The sequence below is a fragment of the Actinoplanes sp. NPDC049265 genome, from assembly GCF_043197135.1.
In the GTDB taxonomy this organism is placed as follows: Bacteria; Actinomycetota; Actinomycetes; order Mycobacteriales; family Micromonosporaceae; genus Actinoplanes.
In genome coordinates this window covers 534780-552416 of record NZ_JBICSP010000002.1, presented here as the reverse complement: position 1 = coordinate 552416, position 17637 = coordinate 534780, and the positions used below count along the sequence as shown (strand labels likewise).

The following is a 17637-nucleotide window of genomic DNA, read 5'->3' as shown; positions in this document are numbered from 1 at the left end:
GAGCACAAATACGCATCACTTGGTCGCGAGCAGCTCGCCGTGCAGCAAGGACAGCCAGCCGTCGGGGTCGGCGGCCCATGTGCGCCACGCCTCGGCGATGCGGGTCAGGTCGGCCTCGGTGGCCGCACCGGTCGACACCGCCGTCCGGGCGACGTCGGAGCCGGTGATGCGTTCGGCCCACATGCCGCCCCACCAGGATCGGTCCTCGGGCGTGGCGAAGCACCAGGTGCTCGAGGAGGCTGTCACCTCGGCGAAGCCGGCGGCGTGGGCCCAGCTCAGCAACTTGCGTCCGGCGTCCGGTTCGCCGCCGTTGCCGCGGGCCACCTTCCGGTACAGCGCCAGCCAATTGTCGAGGCCCGGTGACTGGGGGAACCAGGTGAAGGCGGCGTAGTCGCTGTCGCGTACCGCCACCAGGCCGCCGGGGCGCACCACCCGGCGCATCTCGCGCAGCGCGGCCACCGGGTCGGCGACGTGCTGGAGCACCTGATGGGCGTGCACCACGTCGAAGCTGTCGTCCGGGAAGTCGAGCGCGTGCACGTCGCCGGTGGTGAGAACCACGTTGCCGAGGCCCTGTTTCTCGATCTCGGCCCGGGTGATCGCCAGCGCGGCGTCGGAGATCTCCAGCGCGGTCACCTGGCCGGGGGCGACCCGCCGGGCGAGGTCGGCGGTGATGGTTCCGGGGCCGGCGCCGATGTCGAGCAGCGAGACTCCGGAAGTCAGCCGGGGTAGAAGGTACGCCGCCGAATTCTCTGCGGTACGCCAGCGATGCGACCGCAGAACCGACTCGTGGTGGCCGTGCGTGTACGTCGTCATAGCCTCGACGCTAGCCCCGTCGTCCTCGAATGTGGGACAACAATCCCGCGATGTGGTATCACTTTCTTCTTCGTACGAGGTCAGGCCGTACCTTTGGTGCCTATGAGGATCGGCATTGTGGGCGCGACGGGACAGGTCGGTGGCGTGATGCGCCGCATCCTGGCCGAGCGCCAATTCCCGGTAGAACAGCTTCGTCTCTTCGCCTCGGCCCGCTCGGCCGGCCGCACCCTGCCGTGGGGCGACGGCGAGGTGACGGTGGAGGACGCGGCCGTTGCCGACTACCGCGGCCTCGACCTCGTCCTGTTCTCGGCGGGCAAGGGCAGTTCCAAGGAGTACGCGCCACGCGTCGCCGAGGCCGGCGCTGTGGTCGTGGACAACTCGTCGGCGTGGCGGATGGACCCGGACGTACCCCTGGTCGTGGCCGAGGTGAACCCGGAGGCCGCGCACCACCGCCCCAAGGGCATCATCGCCAACCCGAACTGCACCACCATGGCCGCGATGCCGGTGCTGCGGCCGCTGCACGACGAGGCCGGGCTGGTCGCCATGGTGGTCACGACCTATCAGGCGGTGTCCGGGGCCGGGCTGGCCGGCGTATCCGAGCTCGCCGAGCAGGTGCAGAAGACCGCGGACCGGGCCGCCGAGCTCACCCACGACGGTACGGCGGTCGAGTTCCCGGCGCCGCGCAGCTTCGCCCGGCCGATCGCGTTCAACGTGCTCCCGCTGGCCGGTTCGATCGTCGACGACGGCCGCGACGAGACCGACGAGGAGCAGAAGCTGCGCAACGAGAGCCGGAAGATCCTGGGCCTCCCGTCGCTGCTCGTCTCGGGAACATGTGTGCGGGTGCCCGTTTTCACCGGTCACTCGCTGCAGGTGAACGCCCGCTTCGCCCGGCCGGTCACGCCGTCCCGCGCCCGTGCGCTGCTCGCTTCCGCTCCGGGTGTGGAACTGTCCGACATCCCGACCCCGCTGCAGGCCGCCGGGCGGGATCCGACGTATGTGGGCCGGATCCGCGCCGACGAGACGGTCGAGAACGGGCTGGCCTTCTTCCTGTCGAACGACAACCTGCGCAAGGGTGCCGCGCTCAACGCCGTGCAGATCGCTGAGCTGCTGGTCTAGGTTTCCGAGCTCGTCATAACCCGTCCGGGACTCGCGTTCCGGACGGGTTTTGTCGTCTGATCGGGGGGTCTTCGGCACATTCCAATGTGGAAATTCTGGACTTTTTGCCCGAATCGGTAGCGCATGGTCGGTTTGAGGTGCACAGTGATTTCATGAACGACAGTGGGCTTGGCGAGGGCGGCTACTTCTGGTGCCTTCGACACAAGCGGGTCGAGTCCGGGGATGACGTGTGTCCCAACAAGTACCGGCTCGGACCGTTCGCCTCCGCCGACGACGCCACGCGGGCACTCGACACGGTCGAGAAACGCAATCAGGCGTGGGACGCCGAGGACGCTCGCTGGACAGGGGAGGAAAGCTAAGCCGGCGCCGACTTCCTGTGTCCAAGCCGGAATCTTCGCAGTCTCCACGCGGAGACGAGCCCGCAGTCATTCGCTAGGAGGAACGTCCCCATGGCCGCTGCCAAAAAGGCCACGACTCGATCGGCCGGCGCCGCGAGCGCCGCCGCATCCCGTACCACCGCCAGCCGTTCCACCACCACCGCCGCCCGGCCGGCGGCCAGCCGCACCAGCGGCACCACGACGGCTTCCCATACGGCTTCTCGCCCGGCCACGGCTTCGGGCACCGCTTCCCGTGCTGCTTCTTCCCGCACCGCGACGGCTTCTTCGACCGCGTCCCGTTCGACCTCGGCGCGCACTGCTTCCCGCACCGCGACGGCCTCTCGTGCGGCGGCCAAGCCGGCTGCCGGCCGGGCTGCCGCGAAGCCCTCGGCCACGAAGGCCGCCGCGAAGCCCTCGGCCACGAAGGCCGCCGCGAAGCCCACGGCCACGAAGGCCGGTGCGGTGAAGAAGGCGGCCACGGCGACCAGGAAGCCGGGCTCCGGAACCGCGGCCGCACCCAAGTCGACCGCGTCGCGCACCACCGCGACCAAAACCACCGCGACCAAAACCGCCGCGCCGAAGACAGCCGCGCAGAAGGCCGCCGCGACCAAGACCGCGGTCGCAAAGGCAGCCAAGACCGCCATCGCCAAGTCGACGGCCGCCAAGTCGACGGCCGCCAAGTCGACGGCCGCCAAGTCGACGGCCGCCAAGTCGACGGCCGCCAAGTCGACGGCCGCCAAGTCGACGGCGGCCAAGTCGACGACCGCTCGGAAGACGGCCGCCAAGTCGACCGCGGCCAAGGCAACGACCGCCCGGAAGACGGCGGCCAAGCCGACCACGGCCCGCAATGCGGCGGCCAAGCCGGCCTCCACGCGGACTGCCACCACCGCGCGGAAGGCGGCCGCGAGCCGTCCCACCACGCCGCGCCCGGCCAGCGGAACCACGCGCAAGACGGCCACACCGCGCAGCACGGCCAAGCGGGTCAACGCGGCTTCGTCGGCTCCGGCTCCGGCGGCGGTTCAGGCGACCACGGAGGAGCCCGCCGTGAAGCGGGTCAGCGCCGCGGCGTCCCGCGGTTCGAGGGCGACAACGGTGCGGGCCACGACGGCGAAGCCCGCCGCCAAGCGCACCGCCGCCGCGACCGCCACGGCGGCCAAGAAGACGGCGACCAAGTCGACCGGGACCAAGGCCACCGCGGCCAAGAAGGCGCCGGCCAAGAAGGCCACCGCCACCAAGTCGGCGGCGGCCAAGAAGACGGCCACCAAGGCGACGGCCACCCGTCCGGCCGCGGCCAAGAAGGCCCCGGCGAAGAAGGCCGCCAGCACCCGCCCGGCCTCGACCCGGAGCACGACGGCGACCAAGGCCGCCGCGGCCAAGAAGACGGCCGCCAAGAAGGCACCGGCCAAGAAGGCCACGGCCGGCAAGTCGACCGCCACCAAGGCCGCGAGGCCGTCCGCTTCCAAGGCCACGGCCGCGAAGAAGACCGCGACCAAGGCCACCGCGGCCAAGAAGGCGACGGCCAAGTCGGCGGCCGTGAAGAAGACGGCGGCCAAGAAGACGCCGGCCCGGAAGACCGCCGCCCGCCGGGCCTGACCGAGCATCACCGGACGGGGTCGCGCCGAACGGCGCGGCCCCGTCGTTGCTGGTAGACAGGACGCGTGCCGATCAAACGGGTTCTCGCGCCGAGTATCGACTTCTCCGTGGTGCGGCGGGAGTTGAAGCTGCCGGGCTCGTTCCCGGCGCCCGCGCTGCGGGAAGCCGAGGCCGCCGCCGACCGCCGGCCCGACGGCGCCGACCTCACCGACGTCCCGTTCGTGACGATCGACCCGCCCACCTCCAAGGACCTCGACCAGGCCATGTGCCTGGAGCGGCAGGGCAACGGATTCCGGGTGCGGTACGCGATCGCCGACGTCGCCTCCTACGTACGCCCGGGCGGGCCCCTCGAGGCCGAGACCTGGACCCGGGGCCAGACCGTCTACCTGCCCGACGGCAAGGTTCCGCTGCACCCGCCGGTGCTCAGCGAGGACGCCGTCAGCCTGCTGCCGGACCAGGAACGGGCCGCCGTCGTGTGGGACATCGAGCTTGACGCGGACGGCGCGATCACCGCGGTGGCGCTGCGGAGGGCGCGGGTGCGGAGCCGGGCCAAGCTCGACTACGCGGGGGTCCAGGCCGAGGTCGACGCGGGTACGGCCGCGGCACCGTACGCCCTCCTGCCCGAACTCGGCGCCCTGCTCGCCCGCCGCGCCGCCGAGCGGGGTGCCGTCAACCTGCCGCTGCCCGAGCAGGAGGTCGAGCCGGACGGCGACGGCTGGCGGCTGGTGCTGCGCGCGCCCCTGCCGGTGGAGGAGCACAACGCCCAGATCTCGCTGCTCACCGGCATGGCGGCGGCCGATCTGATGCTGGCCGGGGGCGTCGGGCTGCTGCGCACGATGCCCGGTCCGCGGCCGGACGCGGTCGAGCGGTTGCGGGCGGCGGCTCGTTCGCTGGGTGTTCCGTGGTCGGACGGCGCGTCGGTGGGCGCCGTGGTGGCGGCGGTGGACCCGGGGGATCCGCGCGGGGCGGCGTTCCTCGATCAGGCGGCCGAGTTGCTGCGCGGGGCGGGGTACACGGCGTTCGACGGCACCGCGCCCGAGCAGACCGGGCACGGCGGCGTGGGGGCGCCGTACGCGCATGTCACCGCACCCTTGCGCCGGCTCGCCGACCGCTACGCGACGGAGGTCTGCCTGGCCCTGCACGATGGTTCGGAGGTGCCGGGGTGGGTGCGGGAGGCGTTGCCCCGGTTGCCGAAGACGATGGCCGAGACCGACCGGGTGGCGTCGGCGGCCGGGCGCGGGGCGATCGCGCTGGCCGAGGCGGTGCTGCTGAGCGGGCGGGTCGGTGAGACGTTCGAGGCGGGCGTGCTCGATCTCGACGATCGGCCCAAGCAGGGGCCGGGCGGCACGGTGGCGATCGAAGACCCGGCGGTGGTCGCGCACTGTGCCGGGGAGTTGCCGTTGGGGGAGAGGGTCCGGGTACGGCTGACGACCGCCGACCCGGCCACGCGGACGGTGGAGTTCCAGCACTGATACGTATTTGTGCTCAGAGCGCTCTGAGCACAAATACGTATCAGTGGGGCTCGTAGCTGATTGACCACAGGTGGCCGTCGGGGTCGGTGAAGTAGCCCAGGTATCCGCCCCACGGCGTGCGTACGCCCGACTTGACCAGCGCCGCACCCGCCCGCACGGCCGTCCGCAACGCCTCGTCGACCGCCTCGGGCGAGTCGACGCCGATGGTCAGCGTGACCCCGCGGAAATCCGTCGAGGTACGCGGCGCGATCTCCGCGTGCGCGGTCACGTCATCGGTCTTGACCAGGGACAGCCGTGCGCCGCTGGTCTCGAAGTAGCTGACCATGGCGGGCACGGAGGCGGGGGAGAGACGCCAGCCGAGCGTCTCGTAGAACTCGGTCGCCCGGGCGACATCGGTGACGCCCAAGGTGGCCAGGCTGACTCGCGGCGGAACGGACATGGCCCGAATTGTGCCAAACGTGATCACGCCACGAGTCGGCCCATCGGCTTACTCGAAGGTGTGCTCGGTCGCGGGGAAGACGCCGCCGCGGACCTCGTCGGCGAACGCCCTGGTGGCGTCGCCGAGGACGCCGGCCAGGTCGGCGTAACGCTTGACGAAGCGCGGGGCCTTGCCCGTACGCAGACCGGCCATGTCCTGCCAGACCAGCACCTGCGCGTCGGTGTCGGGGCCGGCGCCGATGCCGATGGTCGGGATCTCCAGCTCTTTGGTGACCGTCTTGGCGACTTCGCCCGGCACCATCTCGAGCACCACCGCGAACGCACCGGCCTCGGCCACGGCGTGCGCGTCGGCCAGCACTTCGGCGCCTTGCCGCTCGCGGCCCTGGACGCGGTAGCCGCCGATCTGGTGCTCGCTCTGCGGCGTGAAGCCGATGTGCGCCATCACCGGGATGCCGGCGTTGGTGATCGCCTCGATCTGCTTGGCCACCCGGCGGCCGCCCTCGAGCTTGACCGCGTGGCAGCCGCCCTCCTTCATGAACCGGACGGCGGTGCGCAGGGCCTGGGTCGGGCCTTCCTCGTACGAGCCGAAGGGCAGGTCGCCGACGATCAGGGCGGTGCTGGTGGCGCGGACCACCGCGCGTACCAGGGGAAGGAGGTCCTCGACGGTGACCGGGACGGTCGTCTCGTACCCGAAGACGTTGTTGGCCGCCGAGTCGCCGACCAGCAGGACCGGGATGCCGGCCTGGTCGAAGATCGAGGCGGTGTACTGGTCGTAGGACGTGAGCATCGGCCAGCGGTCGCCGCGGGTCTTGGCGTTGATCAGATCGCGGGTGCGTACACGCCGGGTCGGCGGGCCGCCGTACAACGTGGGTACGTCAGACATGACGATCTCTCCTTCCCTCGAGGCCGCGCTGTGCGGTCCCCGGGTACCGGCTTCGATCGTCGCACCGGACCCCGGCCTGCGGTCAGGGGTCAGTGCAATCTCTCACACACCCTCGCGAAACCGGTTGGTAATGGGCAGGCGGCGGTCCCGGCCGAAGGCCTTGATCGAGATCTTGGTGCCGGGGGCGGACTGGCGGCGTTTGTACTCGGCCAGGTCGACCATGCGCAGTGTCCGGTCGACGATCGCCGGGTCGTGGCCGGCCTCGATCAGCTGGTCGCGGCCCTGATCGCCGTCGATGTAGGCGAGCAGGATCGGGTCGAGCACCGAGTAGTCGGGCAGCGAGTCGGTGTCCATCTGGCCGGGGCGCAGCTCGGCGCTGGGCGCCTTGGTGATCGAGCTCTCCGGGATCGGCGGTTCCCCGCCGCGCCGGGCGGCGTCGGCGTTGCGCCACCGGGCCAGCTTCCAGACCAGTGTCTTGGGCACGTCCTTGAGGGGGTTGAAGCCGCCGACCGAGTCGCCGTAGAGCGTGGAGTAGCCGACCGCCAGCTCGCTCTTGTTGCCGGTGGTGAGGACGAGGTGGCCCTCCTGGTTCGACAGCGCCATCAGGATGACCCCGCGTACCCGGGCCTGCAGATTTTCCACCGCCAGGCCGGAGAGCGACATGTTGGCCAGGAACGCGTCGACCATCGGCTGGATCGGCTCCACGCGGTAATCCAGGCCGGTGCGTTTGGCCAGTTCGGCGGCGTCGTCCTTGGAGTGGCCGGACGAGTAGCCACTGGGCATCGAGACGGCGGTGACCCGGTCGGCGCCCAGCGCGTCGACCGCGATCGCCGCGACCACGGCCGAGTCGATGCCGCCGGACAGCCCGAGGGTCACCGAGCGGAAGCCGTTCTTCTCCACGTAGTCGTGCAGGCCCATGGTCAGCGCCGACCAGATCTCCTCCTCGTCGGTGATCCGCTCGGCGATGCCGCCGGTCGCCGGGCCGTCGCGCAGAGGCCTCGGCTGTGTGTCCAGGTCGACCCGGTGGATCGCCATGCCGTCGTCCACCGCGGGTTCCTCGCCCGCCTTGGCCGACGGCGGAAGCTCCACGTCGTGGATCAGCAGCTCGGAGGTGAACTGACCGGCCCGGGTGAGCAGCTCGCCGCCGGCCGTGACGATCATCGAGTCGCCGTCGAAGACCAGCTCGTCCTGCCCGCCGATCAGGTTGACGTAGGCCACTGTCGCGTTGGCCTCGGCGGCCCGGCGCCGGACCAGCGGCAGGCGGACGTCGTCCTTGTCCAGCTCGTACGGGGAGGCGTTGATGTTGACCACCAGGCCGACGCCGGCCCGCCGGGCCGCGGCGAACGGGCCCCCGGCCTGCCACAGGTCCTCGCAGACGCTGAGCGCGATGTCGGCCCCGCCGAAGCGCACCACGGTCAGCGTGTCACCGGGCTCGAAGTATCGGTCCTCGTCGAACACGCCGTAGTTGGGCAGGTGGTGCTTGAAGTAGGTGGCCGCGACCTTGCCGCCGATCAGCAGCGCGGCCGCGTCCCGGCGGCCCTCGCTGTCGTCGTCGACGTACCCCACCAGCACCGCCATCTCGCCCAGCCCGTCGGTCGCGAGGTCGGCGGCGAGCTGGACCAGCCCGCGCTGCGAGGCGGTAACGACCGAGTCGCGGAACACCAGGTCCTCGATCGGATAGCCGGTCAGCATCATCTCCGGGAAGGCGACCAGCTGGGCTCCGGCGTTCGCGGCGGCCCGGGACCACCGGCGCACTGACGCCGCGTTGCCGGGCAGGTCACCGACGGTGGAGTTCACCTGGGCCAGGGCGATCCGGAGGGTAGGCATGCTTTCATTCTTCCCCACCCGATGCCGTCGCCCACCTCGTGGGCAGCGTAATCTCTCCGTAACCGGGCCGGGTGAGACTGGCGGCCGGAGCTGGACACGAAGGGGTGGACGTGGACCGACAGCAGGAGTTCGTGCTTCGTACGCTCGAGGAGCGCGACATCCGTTTTGTCCGGCTTTGGTTCACTGATGTGCTCGGAACCCTGAAGAGCGTGTCGGTTGCCCCCGCCGAACTGGAGTCGGCCTTCGAGGAGGGCATCGGCATCGACGGCTCGGCCATCGAGGGCTTCGCCCGGGTGTTCGAGTCCGACATGGTCGCCATGCCCGATCCGACCACTTTCCAGGTCTTCCCGTTCGAAGGCGGCGTCAGCGGCGAGAGCGCCCGGATGTTCTGCGACATCCTGCTGCCCGACGGCTCGGCGGCCTGGGCCGACCCGCGCCACGTGCTGCGCCGCGCGCTGGCCAAGGCGGCCGAGAAGGGCTTCACCTTCTACACCCATCCCGAGATCGAGTTCTTCCTGATCCAGGACGGTCCCGACAACGGCGACGTGCCGGTCCCGGTCGACACCGGCGGCTACTTCGACCACACCACCCACTCGGTCGCCCGCGACTTCCGGCGGCAGGCCGTGCTCGCCCTGGAACGGATCGGCATCTCGGTGGAATACAGCCACCACGAGGTCGCGCCCGGCCAGCAGGAGATCGATCTGCGGTACGCCGACGCGCTGACCACCGCCGACAACATCATGACCTTCCGGCACGTGGTCAAGGAGGTGGCGCTGTCCCAGGGGGTCCGGGCCACGTTCATGCCCAAGCCGTACACCGACCAGCCCGGCAGCGGCATGCACACGCACGTCTCGCTGTTCGAGGGCGAGCGCAACGCGTTCCACGACGCCGACGACCCGGCCAAGCTGTCCAAGACGGCGCGGGCGTTCATCGCCGGCCTGCTCGTGCACGCTCGCGAGATCACCGCGGTCACCAACCAGTGGGTCAACTCGTACAAGCGGCTCTTCCCGCTGCAGCTGCCCGACCGCATCACCGAGTCGCCCGCCTTCGTCAGCTGGGGCCACCTCAACCGGTCGGCGCTGGTGCGGGTGCCGGCCTTCGGCAAGGCCAACTCGGCCCGGGTCGAGGTCCGCTCGCTCGACTCGGCCACCAACCCCTACCTCGCCTTCGCGGTGCTCCTGGGCGCCGGTCTCAAGGGCATCGAGGAGGGGTACGAGCTTCCGCCCGGCGCCGAGGACGATGTGTGGTCGCTGTCGGCCGCCGAGCGCAAGGCGATGGGGTACGACGCCCTGCCGGAAAACCTGGCCGAGGCGATCGACGTGATGTCGAAGTCGGAACTGGTCGCCGAGATCCTGGGCGAGCACGTCTTCGACTTCTTCCTGCGTAACAAAACCGCCGAATGGGAGCAGTACCGGCGCGAGGTCACCCCGTACGAGCGCCAGCGGTATCTCGGCGCGTTGTAACTTCTTGCCCCTTGGTGGATCACGCGTTCGCGCAGGTCCGGTACGGTGCCTGTCGAAACGGAATCGCGAGGGGGAGAGTCGTGCTGCAAGATCTGCTCAACGGCGCCGGGCGCAGTGTCGTCTTCGGACTCATCGGGGTCGGCCTGATGACGGTCGGTTTCGTCATGGTCGACCTGCTGACGCCGGGCAAGCTCAAAGACCTGATCTGGCGGGACAAGAACCCGAACGCCGCCCTGCTGCTGTCGGCCAACCAGCTCGGCATCGCGGTCATCGTGTTCACCGCGGTCTTCACCAGCTACGACAGCTTCGGCCAGGGCGTCGCCTCGACCCTGATCTTCGGCATCATCGGTATCGCCATCATGGGCTTCGCGTTCATCGTTCTCGACTGGCTCACCCCCGGCAAGCTGGGCGAGGTCATCTGCACGCCGGAACGCCACCCCGGCGCCACGGTCAGCGCGGCCTCCCACTTCGGCGCGGCGCTCATCGTGGCCGCCTGCATCGCCTGAGGCCGCCCGCGCCTTCCGCGTCCAGCACCTGACCCTGCCTCACCCGCCCGGCCTGCCACCGTTTCCGACAGTGGTAGCCCCGGGCGGAGCTCGCGCTCAAGACAGCGCCCGGGCCTACCACTGCCTTTGACGGTGGTAGGGCTGGGCGGTGGTGGGGCTCGAGGTGGCGCCGGGGGCCAGCACCGGAAGCTGAGGGCGCGGTGATGAGCGACAACCCCCTGTCGGTGTTTCCGGCTGTTTCGCTCGGCTAGCCTCGGGGGGTGGTCACCGCGCTTGTCGTCGAGAACGATCCGTCCGATCCGCTCGCCCGGCTGGGGGAGTGGCTGACCGAGGCGGAGCTGCCGCTGACCGTTGTGCGTCCGCACGCCGGTGACGAGCTGCCCGAGGCGCTGGACGAATACGCCGCGCTGGTCGTGCTGGGTGGGGATCAGAACGCGTACCCGGCCGACGACGGGACGCCGGGTGCCCCGTGGTTCCCGCGGCTGGAGGGGCTGCTGCGCAAGGCCGTGCGGAATCGCGTACCCACGCTGGGGGTCTGTCTGGGGGGTCAGCTCCTCGCCATGGCCCACGGTGGGCTGGTCGAGCGGTCGACGTCGGGGCCGGAGGTCGGGCCGGGGCTGGTCGGCAAGCGGGACGCGGCCGACACCGATCCGCTGTTCAAGTGGGTGCCGCTGCTGCCCGACGTGTTGCAGTGGCACCGGGACGAGATCACCGAGCTGCCGCTCAACGCGACGCTGCTGGCCGCCTCCTCGAAATATCCTTACCAGGCGTTCCGGATCGGCGACCGAGCCTGGGGGCTGCAGTTCCACATCGAGTGCGACCTGGACATGATCGCGCGGTGGGCCGCCTCCGATGCGGAGACGCTGGCCGAGGCCGGGTACGACCCGGACGCCGTCGTGGCCGCCTGCGCCGACACGCTGGCCGACGTGGAGGAGGTCTGGCAGCCGTTCGCCGCCCGGTTCGCCTCGCTCGCCCTGGGCACGCTGCCCGACGCCGACATCCCGCCGGCGCCGGGACCAGGCCGCTCACTGCCGCTGCTCGGGCAGTGAGAAGCCGGTGCAAGGTCAGCGAGAAGCCCGTGCAAGACCAGTGAGAGGCCGGTGCAAGGGCCGATGAAAGGGCCAATGAGACGGCCAGTGAAGAGCAGCCAATGAAAAGCCCAGGGACGAAGGGCAACCGATGACCAGGCCCAGCCGGCTCGCCCGCTTCGGGTTCGCGGACAACGGCGCCAAGGCGGCCGATCTGCTCGGGGCGGAAGGGCTGCGGCTGTGGGACGCCGAGGCGCAGGAGCCGGTCGGGCCGGACGCCGCCGAGCTGCTGCACGCGCTGTCCCGGGTCGCCGACCCCAACCTGGCGTTGCGGCAGCTGCACCGGATGGTCGAGATTGCGGTCCGCGACGAGGCCCGCGCCACCGGCAGCAAGGGCGGTGAGCTGGCCGAGCAGCCGGCGGCCAAGGACATCGTCGGGACGCTGCACGCCGACCAGGGGCTGCGCCGGCGGCTGCTGGCCGTGCTCGGCGCGTCCTCGGCGCTGGGCGATCACCTGGCCGCCAACCCGGGCGAGTGGCGCACACTGGCCACCGGCCGGACGGGCCTGCCGCCCAGCGCCGAGGGGCACCTGGAGCTGCCGGAGTCGCCGACCGTGCCGCAGTTGCGCAAGGCGTACCGGGTCGGGCTGTTGCGCATCGCGGCCGCCGACCTCACCGGCGGGCGCGGGCTCGAGCCGACCATGAACGCGTTGTCCCGGCTGGCCGACGAGACGCTCGCGGCCGCGTACCGGATGGCCGTGGCCGGCGTGCCCACCGAGCCGGCACTGGCCGTCGTGGCCATGGGCAAGTGCGGCGGCAACGAGCTCAACTACGTGTCCGACGTGGATGTGATCTTCGTGGCTCGGGGCGACGAGGATCTGAGCGCCGGCACCACTGTCGCGGCCAAGCTGATCGAGATCTGCGGGCAGGTGGCGTGGCCGGTGGACGCCGCGCTGCGGCCCGAGGGCAGCCGCGGCCCGCTGGTCCGGACGCTCGCCTCGCACCAGGCCTATTACCACCGCTGGGCGCGCACGTGGGAGTTCCAGGCGCTGCTCAAGGCCCGCCCGGCCGCCGGTGACCTGGCCCTGGCCCAGGAGTGGATCGACGACCTGGCCCCGCTGGTGTGGCACGCGGCCGAGCGGCCGGAGGCGGTGCAGGACGTCCGGGACATGCGCCGCAAGATCATCGACAACGTGCCCAAGGACCGGGTCGACCGCGAGATTAAGCGTGGGCCGGGCGGGTTGCGGGACATCGAGTTCGCCGTTCAGCTGCTGCAGCTGGTGCACGGCCGGGTCGACGAGACATTGCGCCGGCCGGGCACGCTGCCGGCGCTGCGGGCGCTGGTCACCGGCGGGTACGTGGGCCGTGACGACGGCGAGATGCTGTTGCGGGGGTACCGCTTCCTGCGCGGGGTGGAGCACCGGCTGCAACTGCAAAATCTGCGGCGTACGCACACCGTCCCGGACGACCCCGACGGCGAGCGCTGGCTGGCCGCGGCCCTGGGCTACGTCGCCGCCCCCGGTCAGGACGCGGTCGAGGCCTTCCGCTCGGACTGGGTCGGCCACGCCGCGCAGGTCCGCCGGTTGCACGTGAAACTGCTCTACCAGCCGCTGCTCGAGGCGGTGGCCCGGGTCCCGGCCGAGGCGCTGCGGATGACCCCGGAGTCGGCCGGTAAACGCCTCGAGGTGCTGGGCTTCGCCGACCCGGCCGGGGCGCTGCGGCACCTGCAGGCGCTGACCGGCGGCGTCACCCGCACCGCGGCGATCCAACGCACCCTGCTGCCGATGCTGCTGCAGGAGTTCGCCGACGCCCCGGAACCGGATCGCGGCCTGCTCAACTACCGCCACGTGTCCGACAAGCTGGGCAGCACGCCGTGGTATCTGCGGCTGCTCCGCGACGGCGGCCCGGTGGCGATGCGGCTGGCCCGGGTGCTGAGCCTGTCCCGGTACGCCACCGACCTGCTCACCCGCGACCCGGAGGCCCTGCGGCTGCTCGCCGAGGACGCCGAGCTGCAGCCCCGCTCGCGCGACAAGCTGCTGGACGGCTTCACCGCGGCGGCCGACCGGCACGTCGAGGACGCCGACAAGGCGATCGCCGCGGTCCGTGCCTCCCGCCGCCGGGAACTCTTCCGGGTCGCCAGCGCCGACATCCTCAGCCGGGCCGGTGAGCTCGCTCCCGCGCATCCACTGGACGTGGACGCGGTCGGCATCGCGCTGTCCGACATCACCGACGCCACGCTGACCGCCGCGCTCACCGTCGCCCGGCGTACCCATCCCGGCCCGGAGGGCCTGAAGTTCGCGGTGATCGGTATGGGCCGGTTGGGCTCGTACGAGATGAGCTACCCGTCCGACGCCGACGTGCTCTTCGTCCACGAGGCGCCGGAGGGCACCCCGGAGAAGGACGCGCACGCCATCGCCGAGGAGATGCGCCGCCTGCTCAACGCGCCCGCCCCCGACCCGGCGCTGGGCATCGACGCCGACCTGCGCCCGGAGGGCCGCCAGGGTCCGCTGGTGCGCAGCCTCAACGCCTACCAGCAGTACTACGCGCGCTGGTCCAAGGTGTGGGAGTCGCAGGCGCTGCTGCGGGCCCGTTGGGTGTGCGGCGACGAGGACCTGGGCCGGCGGTTCGAGCAGCTGGCCGACGGCATGCGCTACCCGCGCGGCGGGCTGAGCCGCGAGCAGGTGGTGGAGATCCGGCGGATCAAGGCCCGGGTGGAGACCGAGCGGCTGCCGCGCGGCGCTGACCCCAACACCCACACCAAGCTCGGCCGGGGTGGGCTGGCCGATGTGGAGTGGGCGGTCCAGCTTCTTCAACTTCGGCATGCGTACGCGCTGCCGGAGCTCCGCCTCACCCGCACGCTGGAGGCGCTGGCCGCCGAGGCCGAGGCGGGCCTGATGGCGCGGGCGGACGCGGCGGCGATGACCGCGGGCTGGACCCTCGCGGCACGGGTACGCAACGCGCTGACCCTGGTCCGCGGCCGCCCCACCGACCAGCTGCCGCGGCACGGGGTCGAGTTGGCCGGCGTGGTGCAGCTGCTCGGGGCTGACGACCCGGGCGAGTTCGTCGACTCGTACCTGCGGGTGTCGCGCCGCTCCCGCGCGGCAATGGAACGGGTGATGGATACCTGAGCGTTACAAGCCTGGATTGCGGAGCGTTGTCTTCATCGAAAGGATGATCACACCCGCCGATCTAGGGATGGTCTGTGCGCGATTCGGCTCGCCTGGCGCGCGGCGTCCGGTTACGGAGAGAGACGTTCGGGGCGATCGCTTACGTCTCGGAGCGTGACCATTTCTATGCCCTGGACCACGCCCACGTCGAAGCCCTGAGCGCCGGCGGAACCCCGGAGCTGGCCGCCGCCGGCATCTGCGCGTCCGACCTTCCGCAGCGCGCCTTCTACGGGCGGTCACAGTTCGGTTCGTTCCCCGGGGGGCTCCCGGCCGTGTCGCTGCCCCTGGTGGTGAACTGCTTCGCGACCGCGCACTGCCCGCTGCGCTGCACCTACTGCCACGCCGACGACCTGATGGCCGGCTACCGCGACCGGGACGAGGAGGCGTGGCTGGGCGAGGTGATCCGGGTGGCCCGGGCCACGCCGGCGATGGTCGGGGTGGTCACCGGGGGCGAGCCGCTGTCCCGGCCCGGGCGGGCCGGACGTCTGATCCGGGCGCTGGCCCGGGACAAGGCGGTGGTGCTGGACACCTCCGGTGCGGGGGATCTCGGCCGGCTGGTGCCGGTGCTGCGGGAGTGCGGCGTACACGTACGCATCTCGCTGGACAGCGCCGACCGGGCCGTCAACGACCGGCTCCGCCCGATCAACCGCCGCTACCTGCCGCTCGGCGCCAGCTCGCACCGGTCGGCCTGGGACGCGATCGGGCTGGCCCGCGCCGAGGGCCTCTCGTGCAGCGTGCAGACCGTCGTGACCGGCTACAACGGAACGTTGCCGCAGCTCCTGGCGCTGCGCGACGAGCTCGTGGCGGCCGGGGTGCGCACCTGGACGCTGCACGTGGTGGTCCCGGCGGGCAAGGCGGCGAACCGGCCGCCCGGGCTGCTGGCCGGCGACGACGCGGTCACCACCCTGGTCGACGTGGTCGACGACACCGCCACACACGGGCTGCCGCTGGACATCCGGGTCACCAGCACGCATCGGGCGCCGAACTCGACGCTGCTGATCAGCGCCCGGGGCGAGGTGGCGGTCGAGCGCGGCGACGGCACCGGCAAGGACGTGATGCGGGTGGGGCGGTTCGCGGCGCGTACCCGGATGGTCAGGCATTTTCGCCGGCGGGTCGACCCGGCCGGGCACGCCGGCCGCTATCTCAACGGGACGCTCGACCTCAGCTCGTACCGGCTGCGGACCGGTGCCGACCAGGGCAAAGCCTGGGTTCATCCGGCCACCGGGGTGAACGGCGGGCTCGACCGGCCGTCGCCCGGGGCATGACTGTATTCAGCAAGAAGGTCGACCGGCGGGCCCTGCTGCGGGGCGCCGCCGCGGGCGGGCTCGGGGTGGCCGCGGCGACCGCCATGGGCGCGGTGCCGGCCACGGCGGCACCCGCGCGCTGCCGGCCACTGACGCCGGGCGTGCGGCATGTCGACGTACCCGGCGGCAAGGTCTGGATCAACGTCGTCGGCGAGGGCCGCGGCCTGCCGCTGTTGCTGCTGCACGGTGGACCCGGGGCCGGGCACGACTATTTGGAACGGCTGGGCGCCCTCGCCGACGAGCGGCCGGTCATCTTCTACGACCAGCTCGGCTGCGGGCTCTCCGACAAGCCGGACGACCCGTCGCTGTGGACGGTGCGCCGGTTCGTGGCCGAGCTGTCCGCGGTCCGCCGGGCGCTCGGCCTGACCCGCTACCACCTGCTCGGGCACTCGTGGGGCGGCTTCCTGGCCATCGAGCACATGCTGCGCGAACCGGCCGGGGTGGCGAGCGCGGTGCTGGCCAGCACCTCGGGCAGCTCGGAGGAGTTCCTCACCGGCTGCCGTCTGCTGCGGTCCCGGCTGCCGCGGGCGGTGCAGGACACGCTCGACCACTACGAAGCGCTCGAGCAGTACACCGCGCCCGAATACCTGGCGGCGGTGCAGGTCTTCTATGACAACTACCTGTTCCGGGGGACCACCCCGCCCGACGAACTCCTGCGCAGCCTGACCAACCTGGACGGCAATCAGGTGTACGCGGTGCTGAACGGCCCGAACGAGTTCGTCATGACCGGAGCCCTGGCCCAGTGGGACCGCCGCTCCCGGCTGCGCGAGATCCGCCAGCCGATCCTGCTCACCCGCGGCCGGTACGACGAGTTCGAGGTGACCTGCACGGACAACCTGCAGGCGCGCCTCCGCCACACCGAACGGGTGGAGTTCACCCGCAGCGCCCACGTCGCCATGCTGGAGGAGGACCAGGCCTATATCGCGGCGGTGCGATCCTTCCTGCGCCGTCACGACCGCCGCCACTGATCAGCAGCTCCAGTGGTAGCCGGGGGGGGGGGGGGGGGGGGGGGGGGCCCCCCCCCCCCCCCCCCCCCCCCCCGGCTACCACTGCGAGGTCAGGCGGTCATCAGAGGCAGGGCGATGCGGTCGACAATCTCCTCGATCACCTCGTCCGGTACCGGCGCCTGGGTCATCAGCACCTCGTGCCGGAACAGGTCGAAGGGCAGCGCGGCGATCCGGGGCGTCAGCCGGGCCGGGTCGAGCTCGCCGCGGTCGACGGCCCGCTGGATGATCACCGCGTCGGAGGTGGCCCGGTCGCCGATCAGCCGGCGGCGCAGCTCGGCCGGCGTGATCCCGCTCTCGGTGAAGTAGCCGCTGAGCTGCGCCAGCACCGGTGCGACGAGCTGCATGCGGTGCTGGTTGGCCGATTTGAGCGTGGCGATCAGATCGCCGCGGAGCGTGCCGGTGTCGGGGGTCGGCGGCCGGTGCTGCTCGTCGTGGTGCCGGATGGCGGCGATCACCAGATCTTCCCGGCTGGCCCAGCGCCGGGCCAGCACCGGGCGGCTGGTCTGGGCGCGGGCGGCCACCCCGTCGAGCGTGAACGCGGTCAGGCCGCCCTCGACCAGCTCGGCGTATGCCGCCTCGAGCAGGGCGGCCTCCAGTTCCCGGCCACGACGTCGCGTAAGACTCACTTGTGCATCTTATCGCAG

Annotated in this window: 16 protein-coding genes; 10 read left to right on the top strand and 6 right to left on the bottom strand. The window is 71.6% G+C overall.

Translation table 11 applies throughout. The features are described 5' to 3' along the window. Positions 1-15: 15 nt before the first annotated feature. Entirely contained in the window at positions 16-813 is a 798-nt protein-coding gene (locus tag ACGFIO_RS08215) for a class I SAM-dependent methyltransferase (RefSeq protein ID WP_392823656.1), read from the bottom strand. Between the two features lie 102 nt (positions 814-915). Here ACGFIO_RS08215 and ACGFIO_RS08210 point away from each other — a divergent pair, with 102 nt between their 5' ends. Then, positions 916-1929: an aspartate-semialdehyde dehydrogenase gene (locus ACGFIO_RS08210; protein WP_392823653.1), complete on the top strand. Its 1014-nt coding sequence runs from the start codon at positions 916-918 to the stop codon at positions 1927-1929. An 86-nt stretch (positions 1930-2015) separates the two neighbouring features. Next, a complete protein-coding gene (locus ACGFIO_RS08205) occupies positions 2016-2288 on the top strand; it encodes a hypothetical protein (RefSeq protein ID WP_392823652.1) in 273 nt (90 codons plus the stop codon). Here the strand turns inward: ACGFIO_RS08205 and ACGFIO_RS08200 are convergent. Continuing rightward, on the bottom strand, positions 2285-3292 hold the full coding sequence (locus ACGFIO_RS08200; protein WP_392823650.1) for a hypothetical protein: 1008 nt from the start codon (positions 3290-3292) through the stop codon (positions 2285-2287). The genes ACGFIO_RS08205 and ACGFIO_RS08200 overlap by 4 nt on opposite strands. Before the next feature lie 58 nt (positions 3293-3350). Here ACGFIO_RS08200 and ACGFIO_RS08195 point away from each other — a divergent pair, with 58 nt between their 5' ends. Together ACGFIO_RS08195 and ACGFIO_RS08190 are read left to right on the top strand one after the other, a co-directional pair. Continuing rightward, the gene (locus tag ACGFIO_RS08195) at positions 3351-3899 is read left to right on the top strand and encodes a hypothetical protein (RefSeq protein WP_392823648.1); all 549 of its coding nucleotides are present in this window, start codon (positions 3351-3353) and stop codon (positions 3897-3899) included. Between the two features lie 65 nt (positions 3900-3964). After that, a complete protein-coding gene (locus ACGFIO_RS08190) occupies positions 3965-5371 on the top strand; it encodes an RNB domain-containing ribonuclease (protein WP_392823646.1) in 1407 nt (468 codons plus the stop codon). A 40-nt stretch (positions 5372-5411) separates the two neighbouring features. On the opposite strand, the gene ACGFIO_RS08185 is transcribed toward ACGFIO_RS08190, so the two are convergent. The 3 genes from ACGFIO_RS08185 to ACGFIO_RS08175 form a co-directional block, all read right to left on the bottom strand. Then, complete coding sequence (locus ACGFIO_RS08185; protein ID WP_392823643.1) at positions 5412-5810, bottom strand: VOC family protein; 399 nt, start codon at positions 5808-5810, stop codon at positions 5412-5414. Between the two features lie 48 nt (positions 5811-5858). Then, positions 5859-6692, bottom strand: a complete 834-nt coding sequence (gene panB, locus ACGFIO_RS08180; RefSeq protein ID WP_392823640.1) for a 3-methyl-2-oxobutanoate hydroxymethyltransferase — start codon at positions 6690-6692, stop codon at positions 5859-5861. Between the two features lie 102 nt (positions 6693-6794). After that, positions 6795-8519 carry an NAD+ synthase gene (locus ACGFIO_RS08175; protein WP_392823638.1) on the bottom strand — a complete coding sequence of 575 codons (1725 nt, stop codon included), beginning with the start codon at positions 8517-8519 and terminating at the stop codon, positions 6795-6797. 110 nt (positions 8520-8629) lie between these two features. Between ACGFIO_RS08175 and ACGFIO_RS08170 the strand changes: the two genes are divergently transcribed. From ACGFIO_RS08170 to ACGFIO_RS08145, 6 genes are all read left to right on the top strand, one after another. Then, a complete protein-coding gene (locus tag ACGFIO_RS08170) occupies positions 8630-9982 on the top strand; it encodes a glutamine synthetase family protein (RefSeq protein WP_392823635.1) in 1353 nt (450 codons plus the stop codon). Positions 9983-10062: 80 nt separating this feature from the next. After that, positions 10063-10488, top strand: a complete 426-nt coding sequence (locus ACGFIO_RS08165) for a DUF350 domain-containing protein (protein WP_392823632.1) — start codon at positions 10063-10065, stop codon at positions 10486-10488. A 260-nt stretch (positions 10489-10748) separates the two neighbouring features. Then, on the top strand, positions 10749-11537 hold the full coding sequence (locus ACGFIO_RS08160; RefSeq protein WP_392823630.1) for a type 1 glutamine amidotransferase: 789 nt from the start codon (positions 10749-10751) through the stop codon (positions 11535-11537). Positions 11538-11667: 130 nt separating this feature from the next. Further along, positions 11668-14643 (top strand): bifunctional [glutamine synthetase] adenylyltransferase/[glutamine synthetase]-adenylyl-L-tyrosine phosphorylase, encoded by a 2976-nt coding sequence (locus tag ACGFIO_RS08155; RefSeq protein ID WP_392823627.1) that lies wholly within the window; start codon positions 11668-11670, stop codon positions 14641-14643. A 74-nt stretch (positions 14644-14717) separates the two neighbouring features. Further along, positions 14718-15947, top strand: a complete 1230-nt coding sequence (locus ACGFIO_RS08150; protein WP_392823625.1) for a radical SAM protein — start codon at positions 14718-14720, stop codon at positions 15945-15947. Next, entirely contained in the window at positions 15944-16954 is a 1011-nt protein-coding gene (locus tag ACGFIO_RS08145; protein ID WP_392823622.1) for a proline iminopeptidase-family hydrolase, read from the top strand. The genes ACGFIO_RS08150 and ACGFIO_RS08145 overlap by 4 nt, the downstream gene beginning before the upstream one ends. Positions 16955-17043: 89 nt before the next feature. Here ACGFIO_RS08145 and ACGFIO_RS08140 read toward each other — a convergent pair whose 3' ends face one another. Further along, complete coding sequence (locus tag ACGFIO_RS08140; protein ID WP_392823621.1) at positions 17044-17619, bottom strand: TetR/AcrR family transcriptional regulator C-terminal ligand-binding domain-containing protein; 576 nt, start codon at positions 17617-17619, stop codon at positions 17044-17046. Positions 17620-17637 lie beyond the last annotated feature (18 nt).

Bases quoted from the DNA above. Each gene is read 5' to 3' on its own strand.
- ACGFIO_RS08210 (WP_392823653.1), top strand. From the start codon at position 916: ATGAGGATCGGCATTGTGGGCGCGACGGGACAGGTCGGTGGCGTGATG.
- ACGFIO_RS08145 (WP_392823622.1), top strand. From the start codon at position 15,944: ATGACTGTATTCAGCAAGAAGGTCGACCGGCGGGCCCTGCTGCGGGGC.
- ACGFIO_RS08155 (WP_392823627.1), top strand. From the start codon at position 11,668: ATGACCAGGCCCAGCCGGCTCGCCCGCTTCGGGTTCGCGGACAACGGC.
- ACGFIO_RS08185 (WP_392823643.1), bottom strand. From the start codon at position 5,810: ATGTCCGTTCCGCCGCGAGTCAGCCTGGCCACCTTGGGCGTCACCGAT.
- ACGFIO_RS08175 (WP_392823638.1), bottom strand. From the start codon at position 8,519: ATGCCTACCCTCCGGATCGCCCTGGCCCAGGTGAACTCCACCGTCGGT.
- ACGFIO_RS08215 (WP_392823656.1), bottom strand. From the start codon at position 813: ATGACGACGTACACGCACGGCCACCACGAGTCGGTTCTGCGGTCGCAT.
- panB (WP_392823640.1), bottom strand. From the start codon at position 6,692: ATGTCTGACGTACCCACGTTGTACGGCGGCCCGCCGACCCGGCGTGTA.